Origin of the sequence: Streptomyces sp. NK15101 (assembly GCF_020400725.1) — a bacterium.
GTDB lineage: Bacteria > Actinomycetota > Actinomycetes > Streptomycetales > Streptomycetaceae > Streptomyces.
Genome location: NZ_JAINVG010000133.1, coordinates 1 through 12509, shown reverse-complemented (window position 1 = coordinate 12509; position 12509 = coordinate 1). Strand labels below are relative to the sequence as shown.

General features: G+C 70.7%; 12 protein-coding genes and 1 riboswitch. Of the genes, 1 reads left to right on the top strand and 11 read right to left on the bottom strand.

All coding sequences use genetic code 11. From position 1 onward, the window contains the following. Positions 1–1363 (bottom strand): aminomethyl-transferring glycine dehydrogenase subunit GcvPA (gene gcvPA, locus K7G60_RS36500; RefSeq protein ID WP_225805265.1); only part of this gene is annotated, 1363 nt, incomplete at its 3' end. Between the two features lie 179 nt (positions 1364–1542). Next, a riboswitch (glycine riboswitch) is annotated at positions 1543–1642 on the bottom strand. A gap of 113 nt (positions 1643–1755) precedes the next feature. Here gcvPA and K7G60_RS36495 point away from each other — a divergent pair. Further along, complete coding sequence (locus K7G60_RS36495) at positions 1756–2130, top strand: PRC-barrel domain-containing protein (RefSeq protein WP_225805264.1); 375 nt, start codon at positions 1756–1758, stop codon at positions 2128–2130. Between the two features lie 59 nt (positions 2131–2189). Here the strand turns inward: K7G60_RS36495 and K7G60_RS36490 are convergent, their stop codons facing one another. The 10 genes from K7G60_RS36490 to K7G60_RS36445 form a co-directional block, all read right to left on the bottom strand. Further along, on the bottom strand, positions 2190–3557 hold the full coding sequence (locus K7G60_RS36490) for a DNA polymerase IV (RefSeq protein ID WP_225805263.1): 1368 nt from the start codon (positions 3555–3557) through the stop codon (positions 2190–2192). A gap of 162 nt (positions 3558–3719) precedes the next feature. Further along, positions 3720–4337, bottom strand: coding sequence for a MerR family transcriptional regulator (locus K7G60_RS36485; protein ID WP_225805262.1), 618 nt, complete (start codon positions 4335–4337; stop codon positions 3720–3722). Between the two features lie 192 nt (positions 4338–4529). After that, a complete protein-coding gene (locus K7G60_RS36480) occupies positions 4530–5003 on the bottom strand; it encodes a bifunctional nuclease family protein (RefSeq protein WP_030686418.1) in 474 nt (157 codons plus the stop codon). Positions 5004–5068: 65 nt separating this feature from the next. Beyond that, positions 5069–5815, bottom strand: a complete 747-nt coding sequence (locus tag K7G60_RS36475) for a MerR family transcriptional regulator (protein ID WP_225805261.1) — start codon at positions 5813–5815, stop codon at positions 5069–5071. Positions 5816–5845: 30 nt separating this feature from the next. Further along, positions 5846–6787 (bottom strand): FHA domain-containing protein, encoded by a 942-nt coding sequence (locus tag K7G60_RS36470; protein WP_225805266.1) that lies wholly within the window; start codon positions 6785–6787, stop codon positions 5846–5848. A gap of 81 nt (positions 6788–6868) precedes the next feature. Beyond that, the gene (locus tag K7G60_RS36465) at positions 6869–7834 is read right to left on the bottom strand and encodes a DUF881 domain-containing protein (protein ID WP_263986709.1); all 966 of its coding nucleotides are present in this window, start codon (positions 7832–7834) and stop codon (positions 6869–6871) included. Positions 7835–7839: 5 nt separating this feature from the next. Further along, on the bottom strand, positions 7840–8172 hold the full coding sequence (locus K7G60_RS36460; protein WP_015032176.1) for a small basic family protein: 333 nt from the start codon (positions 8170–8172) through the stop codon (positions 7840–7842). Next, positions 8169–9098, bottom strand: a complete 930-nt coding sequence (locus K7G60_RS36455; RefSeq protein WP_225805259.1) for a DUF881 domain-containing protein — start codon at positions 9096–9098, stop codon at positions 8169–8171. Before K7G60_RS36455 ends, K7G60_RS36460 begins: the two co-directional genes overlap by 4 nt. A gap of 100 nt (positions 9099–9198) precedes the next feature. Beyond that, the gene (locus K7G60_RS36450; protein WP_225805258.1) at positions 9199–11694 is read right to left on the bottom strand and encodes a mannose-1-phosphate guanyltransferase; all 2496 of its coding nucleotides are present in this window, start codon (positions 11692–11694) and stop codon (positions 9199–9201) included. Positions 11695–11811: 117 nt separating this feature from the next. Next, positions 11812–12420, bottom strand: coding sequence for a CDP-alcohol phosphatidyltransferase family protein (locus K7G60_RS36445; RefSeq protein WP_030686439.1), 609 nt, complete (start codon positions 12418–12420; stop codon positions 11812–11814). Positions 12421–12509: the final 89 nt, after the last annotated feature.

Below are 12509 nucleotides of genomic sequence, written 5' to 3'. Positions count from 1 at the left end.
CCTCCACGTCGGCGGTGACGCCGAAGGCGCCCCAGACGGCGGCGAGCTGCGCGCGGCCGGTGGTCTCGTCGCAGGAGACGTACACCAGGTCGGCGTCGGCGCGGTAGAGGTTCACACCGGCCTCGCGGGCGGCGGCGACGACCTCGTCGGCCCTGCCGGGCACGCGGACGGCGAGGGTGTCGAAGTAGGAGCCGTGCACGACCTCGACACCGCCGGCGGTGAGGCCCGCGGCGAGGATGGCGGCGTAGCGGTGGGTGCGCTCGGCGATCTGCTTCAGACCGTCCGGACCGTGGTAGACGGCGTACATGCCGGCCATGACGGCGAGCAGCACCTGAGCGGTGCAGATGTTGCTGGTGGCCTTCTCGCGGCGGATGTGCTGCTCGCGGGTCTGCAGGGCCAGACGGTAGGCGCGGTTGCCGTCGGCGTCGACGGAGACGCCCACGAGACGGCCGGGAAGGGAGCGGGCGTGCTTGTCCTGGACGGCCATGTAGCCGGCGTGCGGGCCGCCGAAGCCCATGGGGACGCCGAAGCGCTGCGTGGTGCCGACGGCGATGTCGGCGCCCAGCTCGCCCGGGGAGGTGAGCAGGGTGAGCGCGAGCAGGTCGGCGGCGACGGTGACGATCGCGCCGAGCTCGTGCGCGGCGTCGATCAGCGGCTTGATGTCGCGGACGGCACCGGAGGCGCCCGGGTACTGGATGAGCACGCCGAAGACACCGCGCTCGGCGACCTCGGCGGGGATGCCCTCGCTCAGGTCGGCGACGACGACCTCGACACCGGTCGGCTCGGCGCGGGTCTCGATGACGGCGACGGTCTGCGGCAGGGCGTCGGCGTCGACGAGGAAGACGCCGTTCTTGACCTTGCCGACGCGGCGGGACAGCGCCATGGCCTCGGCGGCGGCGGTGCCCTCGTCGAGGAGGGAGGCGCCGGAGGTGGGCAGACCGGTCAGGTCGGCGACCATGGTCTGGAAGTTCAGCAGGGCCTCCAGGCGGCCCTGGGAGATCTCCGGCTGGTACGGCGTGTAGGCCGTGTACCAGGCCGGGTTCTCCATCACGTTCCGGAGGACGACCGGCGGGGTGAAGGTCCCGTAGTAACCGAGGCCGATCATCGGGGCGAGGACCTGGTTGCGGTCGGCGAGCGTGCGCAGCTCGGCGAGGACCTCGGCCTCGGTGCGCGCGGCCGGCAGGCCCAGCGCCTCGGCGTTCTTGATCACGTCCGGCACCGCGGCGGCCGTGAGCTCGTCGAGCGAGCCGTAACCGACCTGGGCGAGCATCTTGGCCCGCGCCTCGGCGTCGGGTCCGATGTGCCGCTGCTCGAACGGAATGCCCTGTTCGAGCTCGGAGAGCGGAGTGCGGTTGGCGGTCATGTACGGAGGCCTCCTGGTCGTCACGACCTGCGAGGGGCACCACGGCGCGGGTACCCGGACGGCCTCCCCCTCTGTCATCTCAACCTGAGAGTTTCACCGGCACGCCTCGCGGCCCGCCGGCTTTCACCGTCGGTGAGGGCGGAATGCCGTCGGACATCCGCCCTGCTTTCCAGAGTGACCTCGTCCGCGCGGTACAGGGGCCTGAGAGATTCCGGGGAGGATTTGCTCCTTCGGCGCCCACCGGAAGGTTTCTCCGGGGGACTCTCCCGCACGGGGTCGACAGCCACAACCAGCCTACCAGCGAGGTTGCGGCTCCCATCGCTCAAGTGGCCGACATCCCAGATGTGCACTTTCGTAGGGGTGTAGAGCAGTTGCGACCAGTTGGAGGGACCGTGCAGACCGATATCGATCCGCGCAGCCTGATCGGCCGCAAGGCGTTCGACCGGAACGGGCACAAGATCGGAACCGTGGACGAGGTGTACCTGGACGACGCGACCGGAATCCCCGAATGGGCCGCCGTCCGCACGGGGCTGTTCAGCCGGGACGCCTTCGTCCCCCTGGAGCCGAGCGCCCTGCTCGACGACGGTCTCCACATCCCGTACGAGCGGGCCCTCATCAAGGACGCCCCCGACTTCGGCGTGGGCCGCCACCTCTCGCCCGAACAGGAACTCCAGCTCTACCGCCACTACAGCCTCGCCCTCCCGCCCCCGCCCTCCGACGCCCCGGACAAGGACTTCGGCCGCCTGGCGGGCCAGGACGGCGCCTGACGGCCCCACCGGCCGCGAACGACCCCGGGAAGACCCGCACCCCGTCCGCCCGGTGCGGGTCAGGCCGCCGTCTCCCCCCGCACCAGCGGCAACGGCTCCGACGGCTCGAGGTCCGGGTCGTCCACGGAGAACGTCCGGACCCGCCCGGGCCCGGACCACGGCTCCTCGAACCGCACCGTGACCCGCCCGACCCCGCTCCCCTGGATCCACCCGGCTCCGTACACCGCGTGCCGCACGTCGTGCCCGGGCGACCAGTGCCTCTCCACGGGGCCGTGCTCCTCGGCCTCGGCGACCTCCTCCGCCACGGCATCGGCGCCCGTCTCCGGCTCCGCCCGGGTGTCCGCTCCGGCGTCGGCGACCGCCTGGGCGAACAGGTCCTCCTGCGTGTAGTCCGCGAGCCCGCTCACCCCCACCCCGAGCAGCCGCACGCCGCCCGTCGTGTCCACCGCCTCCAGGAGCCGTCCCGCCGCCTCCCGCACGACGGCCGGGTCGTCCGTCGGCCCCCGCAGCGTCTCGGACCGGGTGAGCGTCGAGAAGTCGTACCGCCGCACCTTCAGGACGATGGTCCGCCCCGAGTGCCCCGAGGCCCGCAGCCGCCCCACGCACCGCTCCGCGAGCCGTTCCACCTCGATCCGGATCCGTACCCGGTCGTGGAGGTCCACGTCGAAGGTGTCCTCGACCGACACCGACTTGGCGTCCCGCTCGGCCACCACGCGCCGATCGTCGTGCCCCCGGGCCATCCGGTACAGGGAGGCCCCGTGCGCCCGTCCGAGCAGCCGTACGAGCTCGTCCTCGCCCGCTTCCACGAGATCGGAGACGCTGGTCATCCCGGCGCGCCGCAGATGCTCCCCGGTGGCCGGCCCCACCCCGGGCAGGATCCGCACCGATCGCGGTCCGAGCAGCTCCCGCTCGGTCCCGGGCTCGATGAGGACGAGCCCGTCCGGCTTGGCCTCCTCGGAGGCGATCTTCGCGATCATCTTGGACCCGGCGAGCCCCACCGACCCGGTGAGCCCCGTCGCCGCGAGGATGTCCGCCCGCAGCCGCTCCCCCGCGGCCCGGGCGCCGGCGCTGTCGTCGGCGACGCCGCCGGCCTCGAGGTCGACGAAGGCCTCGTCGAGACTGAGCGGCTCGACGAGCGGGGAGAGCCGCCGGAGCAGCTCCATGACCTGCTCGCTGATCGAGCGGTAGAAGGCGAAGCGCGGCACGAGGTAGGCCGCGTTCGGCGCGAGCCGCCGCGCCTGGCCCATCGGCATGGCCGAGTGCACCCCGAAACGGCGCGCCTCGTAGGAGGCGGTGGCGACCACGCCCCGCGGCCCGAGACCGCCGACGATCACGGGCTTTCCGCGCAGGCTGGGCTTCGACGCCTGCTCGGCGGCGGCGAAGAAGGCATCCATGTCGAGATGCAGGATCGTGGGCGCGGCTCTCACAGGTCCGATGCTGCCTTACGCCACTGACAAAGCCCCGCGGAACGCCCGGGAGCCCGGCCCCGACGAGCGGGGACGCCCCGACGACGGACGCCCTCAGGACCGCGGACGCCCTCGGACCGCCCCGACCGCGGGCGCCTCGGGCGGTCCGGACCTCGGTCGCCCTCAGACCGCCCTGTCGCGCCGCCGTCGCGCCAGCTCGTCGCCCGGGTTGTGCCCGACCAGCGTCTCGCCGGTGTCGACCCGCTCCCCGTGCAGCTGCGAGAGCGCGGCCTCGACGTCGCGCCAGACCACCCCGACGGCGATGCCGAAGACGCCCTGCCCGCCCTGGAGGAGGTCGACGACCTCGTCGGGCGAGGAGCACTCGTAGACCGTGGCCCCGTCGCTCATGAGCGTCATCCGCTCCAGGTCCCGGAAGCCCCGGGCACGCAGGTGCTGCACCGCGGTCCGGATGTTCTGGAGCGCCACCCCGGTGTCGAGGAAGCGCTTGACGATCTTCAGCACCACGACGTCGCGGAAGCTGTACAGGCGCTGTGTCCCCGACCCGTACGCGGGCCGCACGCTCGGCTCCACGAGTCCGGTGCGCGCCCAGTAGTCCAACTGGCGATAGGTGATCCCGGCAGCCGCGCAGGCCGTCGGTCCGCGGTAGCCGATCGCCGCGTCGGCGACGCCGGCACCGGTGTCCGTCCCGAAGTCGCCCACACTGCCGTGAAGCGGATACGGACCGCTCTCTCCGGACACGCGTCCGAGGGAGCTGCCTGCCGTACCGTCCGCGCTGCTCATCACGCCGACCCTCCGTCCTTGACCTGCCCACACGAAGGTAGGCAGTCACTCGGGGTGCGTCAACGATCGCCACACTCGGCACGCCGAGTGATAATCACCCTGAGAGTGGTTTCGCGTGTCCCACTCCCGGGAAAGGCTACTCGAATGCTCTGACGGCACCCCGCGAACGGCCTCCGGCCGCACCGCTGCGTCTCACTGGCTGCTGCTCCCGAAATCCTCCGGCGAGATCTGGTCGAGGAACTCGCGGAACTTCTCCACTTCGTCCTCCTGCTCGTCCGGAATCGCGATGCCGGCGTCGTCCAGCACACCGTCGCTGCCGAAGATCGGCGTTCCGGTCCGAAGGGCCAGCGCTATCGCGTCCGACGGCCGCGCGCTCACCTCGACGCCGCTGGCGAAGACCAGCTCGGCGTAGAAGACGCCGTCGCGCAGGTCCGTGATGCGGACTTCGGTGAGCTCCTGTCCCACGGCCTCCAGCACGTCCTTGAACAGGTCGTGCGTCAGCGGCCGCGGCGGGGCCATCCCCTGCTGCGCGAAGGCGATCGCGGTCGCCTCCCCCGGTCCGATCCAGATGGGGAGGTACCGATCGCCTCCCACTTCACGCAGGAGCACGATCGGCTGGTTGGAGGGCATTTCCACCCGGACACCCACAACGTCGAGCTCGTTCACACAGCAACCCTAGGACGTGCCCGACCGGTTTGGATAGTCGGGCCCCCTCCGGGTGCCCCACCGGGTCACTGGAGCCGGATCCCCAGGGCGGTCTGGACCAGGGCCGCGTGCAGCCGTACCGACTGCGCGGCGAGCTCCTTCGCGGTGGCCTCCGCATGGGCTCTGGTCTGCGGGTTACGGTGCCGGCGCAGCGGTGCGACCACCTGCTCGATCAGCCCGGCCTCCCGGTCGGCGGCCGCCTTGACGGCCCGCAGGTGCCGGGGTTCCAGACCGAATCTCCCCAGATCCGCGACGAGCCTGGCGACGGCCACGGCGTCGGCGTCATAGCCGCCGGCCTCCGTCTCGGCGATCAGGCCGTACGACTCCCACTCGGCGAGCTCGGCCTCGGTCACCTCGGCGGCGGCGATCAGCTCGGCCCTTCCGAGCCGCGTGACGGGCGGCGACTCCGCCTCGTCCTGCTCCCAGGGCCCTTCCAGCAGGTCCCGCCGGCGCCCGGGCGCCGGGAGCTTGATCTCCTCGCCCCGCGCGAGGGCGTCGAGGTGCTCCCGGATCACCTTCAGCGGAAGGTAGTGGTCCCGCTGCATCCGCAGGATGCGGGCGAGCCGCTCCACGTCCTCCGGGCTGAACTTCCGGTATCCGGAGGCCGTCCGCCGGGGCTCGACCAGCCCCTCGGCCTCCAGGAACCGGATCTTGGAGATCGTCACTTCGGGAAATTCGTCGCGCAGCTGGTTCAGCACCGTGCCGATGCTGACCAGCCGGTCGCCCGCGGTGGCGGTGCCGGATCCGGCACCGCCCGTCGGTGTTCGCAGCATGGACCTTCCCTGAAGGGATTCCCCGAGGCGTCACACGCCTCGCTGGCTCGAGTAGAAGACCAGCCGGTACTTGCCGATCTGTACCTCGTCGCCGTTGGACAGGACGACCGAGTCGATCGGCTCACGGTTGACGTACGTGCCGTTGAGGCTGCCGACGTCGGCGACGGTGAAGCTGCCGTCCTGCGCCCGCCGGAACTCGACATGCCGCCGGGAGACGGTGAAGTCGTCCAGGAAGATGTCGCTCTGCGGGTGACGGCCGGCCGTCGTCAGCTCGCCGTCGAGCAGGAACCGGCTGCCCGAGTTCGGCCCCCGGCGCACCACCAGGAGCGCGGAACCCGAAGGCAGCGCCTCCACGGCCGCCAGCGCCTCGGGAGACAGCGACGGAAGGGCGGTCTGACCGGTGACCTCCGCGTCGTACGCCTCGAGCCCCGAGATGGAGATCGTCGACGTCGTCTCCGACGCACGCTCGGCAGCGACTCCGCCCCGCAGCGGCGTACCGCAGTGGGAGCAGAAACGGCTGTCCGCCGCGTTGCGGTGACCGCACCTCGTACACACCGGCATAGACGCATCCTCCTGCCGCGGCTGCCCCGCGGAGGTCTGTGTCGCGTACGGGTCGGGCGCAAACCCTCCACCCGTACCTGAGGTTGATGGTTCTCCGAAACCTATGCGGGCGGCCCCGGCAGGGTCAACAGAAGACGCGCCCTGTGTGCCCGGAATGTCACCGCCCCGACCGTCGACCTCGTCGCGGAAGAGCGGGCGCTCGGCGCCCTGCTCCTCGCTCTGGGCGTGGCGCGGCGCGGCGTGCCTGGCGTTGCCGCCGTCCTCGCGTGCGCTCTTGCCGAACAACTTCGCAAACAACTTCACGGGCGATTCCCCTTGACCGAAACAGACCCGCCCGTGGGGCAGGACGAACCGAGATCCTTCACACCTGCCGACCCGGACACCTTCACAACGTCCGTATCCTCCGGACAGTTTCCACCACGCACCACCCTTGTGGTGCGCCGACCCCCCGCAACGTCTTGCCCTTGTCGCGGGAACCCCCTCGTCCCCCTCTCACTGGGAGGACGACTGAGCGTAGTCAGGCCGCTTCGCGGGTCGCAAGGCGTCGACGACGATCTTCGCCGACCGCTCCACCGTGGCTGTGGCCTGCTCCTTCTCCAGGGTCTGCACGACACCGCCGGGGATGTTGAGCGCGGGCTCGAGATCCTCCGGCTTGCCGATGACCTTGAAGACGTACGGAGCGGCCACCTTCGTTCCATCGATCCGCATGTCGTCACCACTACCGGTGAAATAACTGTCCGCGACGACCCGGACGCCGTTCACCTGGATCGCCTCGGCACCCGCCGCGCGCAGCTCCTGGATGGCGTCGAGCAGCATGTCCGACTCGACGGCCCCGGTGGGATCCCCCACGGTGAGGGTGATGCCCGGACCCTCCGCGGCGACGGTGCCGGCCAGGATGCCGAGCTGCCGCTCCTTCTCCTGGGTCTGCTTGCGCGCCTCCTCGGCCTGGTCCGAGCTGGACTCCAGCTCGGAGCGCTGCTTCTCCAGGCGGGCCTTCTCGTCCTCCAGGCGCTGCGTGCGGTCGTCGAGTTCGTCGAGGATCCGCACGAGGTCCTCCTGCCGGGCCCCGCGCAGCGCGCTGTTCTCGCTCGTCGAGGAGACCTGGATGGCCAGTCCGAGGCCGAGGACGAACAGCAGGAGGGCGACGACGAGTTGGGCCCGGGTCACCCGCGGCGGCCACAGGGCGTCGGCGAGTCTCCGGCGCCCGCTCGGCTCGGCGGCGGGCGACGCCGACGCGGCCGGCGGCCCCGCCGATACGGGCACGTCGGGCGCAACGGGCGCAACGGGCGCCTGAGGCGCTTCAGACGCCCGGACGCCCTCGTCCCGCTGCTCGGGCTTCCCGGCCCCGGGAGCCTCGGGCTTCCCCGTCCGGGGCTCCTCGGACCGCTCCGGGTTCTCGGACCGGTCCGGGTTCTCGGAGTTCTGGGGGTTCTCGGAGTTCTGGGGGTTCTCGCTCATCGGCCTCACGCCCGGAAGACGTGACGCCGGATGGCGGCCGCGTTGGAGAAGATACGGATGCCGAGCACGACGACCACACCGGTCGACAGCTGCGCGCCCACGCCCAGCTTGTCGCCGAGGAAGACGATCAGCGCGGCCACGACCACGTTGGAGAGGAACGAGACCACGAAGACCTTGTCGACGAAGATCCCGTCGAGCATGGCCCGCAGGCCGCCGAAGACCGCGTCGAGGGCGGCGACCACGGCGATCGGAAGATAGGGCTCGACCACCGCCGGAACCTCGGGACGGACCAACAGTCCGACCACGACTCCGACGATCAGGCCCAGTACGGCGATCACGATGTGCCCTTCCCTGTGTCGGCCGTGGCCCGACCGGAGGGCGACGCCACCCCGGCCCCCCTCGGCTCTGCGGTACGTACGGTCAGGCTCGGCGCGGCCGGCAGGCGGACGTCGCCCTCGACCGAGATCCTGCTCCTGATCCCGAAGTTCTCCACCAGCGCGTGCAGATACTGCCCGTCGGCGCTGTCCTGGAACGCGGTGCTCAGCCGCTGCCCGTCCCCGACGGCGAGGACGGTGTACGGCGGCACCAGCGGCTTGTTGTCGACCAGTATGGCGTCACCGGCCGCCCGGATCGCGGACAGCGATGTCAGCCGCTGCCCGTTGATCGCGACCGCCTCGGCACCCGACTCCCACAGCCCGTTGATCACCCGCTGCATGTCCCGGTCGCGCACCCGGCCCGTGTCGGAGAAGCCCGTGCTCTCCCGCGGTCCGCCGCCACCGGTGTCGGTGCCCTTGGCGTCGTCGACGACGAGCTTCACACCGGGGCCGTGCACCGGCGTCGCGCCCGAGAGCAGGGCCACGAGCTCGGCCTGGTCCCCGCCGTGCTGCTGCAGGGCCTGCCGCTGGCGCTCCCCGACCTCGGCCCGGATCCGCTCGACGTCCTCCTCCAGCTGGTCGGCGGACGACGTCTCCTTCTCGATCCGGTCGATCAGCTCCTGCCGCTCCTTGGCGACCACCGGGGCGGAGATCCGCGCCTCGGCCGCGCCCACGGTCACCACGACGGCGGCGAGCAGGAGACCCGCGGCGACACCCAGTTTGGCCCTCAGGTTGCGGGGCATCCCACCGCCCTCGGCCGCGCGCCGGGCCGTCGCCTCGGCGTAGCCGTCGTCGAGCGCGTGGTCGATCACGTTGTTCAGCAGCGACATGGACGCGTCCGGACGCGGCGGCGGTGATCCGGTGCTCCGAACGGGGGGCTGCTGCGACATGCCGCACATCGTCGCACGTCGCGCGGCCTACCGCCGAATGGCCCCTCGGTTCGGCCGGGAGGCGCCCCGAGGGCACCTCCCGGCCGGGCCGCTCGAACCCTCAGCGACCTGCGCTGTCGACCACCTCGGCCCACTCGTCGAGCAGGGCCTGCGCGGAGGCGTCGTCGGGCCCCTCCGCCCACAGATGGGTGACGGCCTCGGCGGGGTCGGGCAGCACCATCACCCACCGCCCGTCGGCCTCCACCACCCGGACTCCGTCGGTGGTGTCCACGGAACGGCTGCCGGCCGCCTCCACCACCCGGCGCATCACCAGTCCCTTCACGGCCCACGGGGTCGCGATGTCCTTCTTCAGGACGTGCGCCCGCGGGATCCGGGCGTCGATCTGGCTCAGCGTGAGCTGCGTCCGCGCCACGAGACCGATCAGCCGCACGAAGGCGGCGGCCCCGTCGAAGACGCTGCTGAACTCGGGCACGATGAACCCACCGCGCCCGTCGCCGCCGAAGATCGTCGACTCCTCGCGCCCGACCCGTGTCAGGTCGTCGGGCGAGGTGGTCGTCCACTCGACCTGGGTGCCGTGGTACGCGGCGACCTGCTCGGCGATCCGCGTGGTGGTCACCGGCAGCGCGACCCGCCCGGACCGCCGCTCGGCCGCCACCAGGTCGAGCAGCACCAGGAGCGCCCGGTCGTCCTCGATGATCCGCCCGCGCTCGTCCACCAGCGAGAGCCGCTCGCCGACGGGGTCGAACCGCACCCCGAACGCGGCGCGCGCCGAGGCCACGATCTCCCCGAGCCGCACGAGCCCGGCCCGCCTGCTCTCGGCCGACTCGGTGGGCCTGGACTCGTCGAGCCCGGGGTTGATCGTCAGCGAGTCGACCTGGAGCCGCCCGAGCAGACTGGGCAGTACGAGGCCGGCGCTGCCGTTGGAGGCGTCCACGACGACCTTCAGGCCGGCTTCCGCGATCCCGGTGGTGTCGACGTTCCGCAGCAGCGAACCGGTGTACGAGTCGAAGACGCTCGCCGGGAAGGAGAGGTCGCCGATCTCACCGGGGAAGGCCCGCCGGTACTCCTGGCGCGCGAACACCCGGTCGAGCTTCCGCTGCCCGCCCTGCGAGAGGTCCGCCCCTCGCTCGTCGAAGAACATGATGTCGACGGAATCGGGGACTCCGGGCGAGGTCCGCACCATGATCCCGCCGGCGCTTCCCCGCGCGGTCTGCTGCCGAGCCACGGGCAGCGGTACGTTCTCCAGGTCCCGTACGTCGATGGCGCTGGCCTGCAGCGCGGAGATCACCGCCCGCTTCAGCGCCCGGGCGCCCCGGGAGTGGTCGCGCGCGGTGGTGACGGTCGATCCCTTCTTCAGGGTCGTGGCATAGGCCCCGGCGAGCCGGACGGCCAGCTCCGGGGTGATCTCCACGTTGAGGATGCCGGAGACCCCGCGCGCCCCGAAGAGATGGGCCTGGCCCCGGGACTCCCAGATGACGGAGGTGTTGACGAAGGCGCCGGCCTCGATCGTCTTGAAGGGGTAGACGCGCACGTTCCCCTGCACGATCGACTCTTCCCCGACGAGGCACTCGTCCCCGATGACGGCGCCGTCCTCGATCCGGGCGGCCCGCATGATGTCGGTGTTCTTCCCGATCACACAGCCCCGCAGATTGCTCTGCTGCCCGAGGTAGACGTTGTCGTGGACGACCGCCTTGTGCAGGAAGGCGCCGCTCTTCACGACCACGTTCGAGCCGATGACGGTGTGCTCACGGATCTCGGCGCCCGCCTCGACCTTGGCGTAGTCACCGATGTAGAGCGGCCCGCGGAGCACGGCGTCGGGATGCACCTCGGCGCCTTCCGCGACCCATACCCCGGGCGAGATCTCGAAGCCGTCGATGTCGACCTGGACCTTGCCCTCCAGGACGTCCGCCTGGGCCTTCACATAGCTCTCGTGGGTGCCGACGTCCTCCCAGTAGCCCTCGGCGACATAGCCGTAGATCGGCTTGCCCTCCTTCATCAACTGAGGGAAGACATCACCCGACCAGTCGACCGGCACGTCCGCCTCGACGTAGTCGAAGACCTCGGGCTCCATCACGTAGATGCCCGTGTTCACGGTGTCCGAGAAGACCTGGCCCCAGGTGGGTTTCTCCAGGAAGCGCTCGACCTTGCCCTCCTCGTCGACGATCGTGATGCCGAATTCCAGCGGATTCGGCACCCGAGTCAGGCAGACCGTGACGAGGGCGCCCTTCTCCTTGTGGAAGGCGATGAGATCACTGAGATCGAAATCGGTGAGCGCGTCGCCCGAGATGACGAGAAAAGCGTCGTCCTTCAACGCTTCCTCGGCGTTCTTCACACTTCCCGCTGTACCGAGCGGCTTTTCCTCGTTGGCATACGTGAGCTCCATCCCGAGCTCTTCTCCGTCGCCGAAGTAGTTCCTGACGAGTGAGGCGAGAAACTGCACGGTGACGACGGTCTCGTTGAGACCGTGCCTCTTGAGCAGTCGTAGGACGTGCTCCATGATCGGCCGGTTCACCACCGGCAGAAGAGGCTTGGGCATGCTCGAGGTCATGGGGCGAAGGCGGGTTCCTTCGCCACCGGCCATCACGACGGCCTTCATGTCGGAAGCGTCCTCCTTGAAGAGACGACGGTCCTGCCGACTTCACCTGTCTGCTCAGGGGCCCCTCAAACGTCCTCGTTGTTGCCGGCGACGCTGCTCGACACAGGACAGACGGGCTCAATCGGCCGCGGTATCCGCCTTCACGAGTCGACGGACCTGGACCACGTAGAGGATCCCTGCCCACCAATACAGAGTTGTACCCCATCCGGCGAAGGCCCACCCGAAAACTTCAGCGAGTGACGAGAGCCAGCCCGTTCCGTCACTGAGAAGCAGCAGCGGGAACGCGTACATCAAGTTGAAAGTCGCAGCTTTCCCGAGGAAGTTCACCTGCGGCGGCGGGTAGCCGTGCCGGCGGAGGATTCCCACCATCACGAGCAGCATGGCCTCGCGCGCCAGGAGTGCGGCGGTCAGCCACAGCGGCAGGATCTCCCGCCAGGTGAGCCCCACGAGAGTGGACAGGATGTACAGACGGTCCGCAGCGGGATCGAGCAGCCGGCCGAGGCTGCTGATCTGGTTCCAGCGCCGGGCGAGTTTGCCGTCGAGATAGTCGCTGACGCCGCTGAGCGCCAGGACGAGGAGCGCCCAGCCGTCACTCTTGGGACCGCCGAACTCCGGACGGAGGATCAGCCACAGAAACAGCGGCACACCGACCAGGCGCGCCATGCTGAGAATGTTGGGGATGGTGAGGACCCGGTCGGTCTGAACGCGAGTCTCCTGGACCTCCACCCGGGGGCCTCCTGCTGGGACGGTGCCGACATTGCCCCCCGACCTTACCCTCAGCCACCACGCGGGGGCGCACAGGGGCCCCTCCGCCC

Excerpts from the sequence above, each read along its gene's own strand:
- K7G60_RS36485 (WP_225805262.1), bottom strand. The coding sequence starts at position 4,337 with ATGAGCAGCGCGGACGGTACGGCAGGCAGCTCCCTCGGACGCGTGTCC.
- K7G60_RS36475 (WP_225805261.1), bottom strand. The coding sequence starts at position 5,815 with ATGCTGCGAACACCGACGGGCGGTGCCGGATCCGGCACCGCCACCGCG.
- K7G60_RS36465 (WP_263986709.1), bottom strand. The coding sequence starts at position 7,834 with ATGAGCGAGAACCCCCAGAACTCCGAGAACCCCCAGAACTCCGAGAAC.
- K7G60_RS36455 (WP_225805259.1), bottom strand. The coding sequence starts at position 9,098 with ATGTCGCAGCAGCCCCCCGTTCGGAGCACCGGATCACCGCCGCCGCGT.
- K7G60_RS36450 (WP_225805258.1), bottom strand. The coding sequence starts at position 11,694 with ATGAAGGCCGTCGTGATGGCCGGTGGCGAAGGAACCCGCCTTCGCCCC.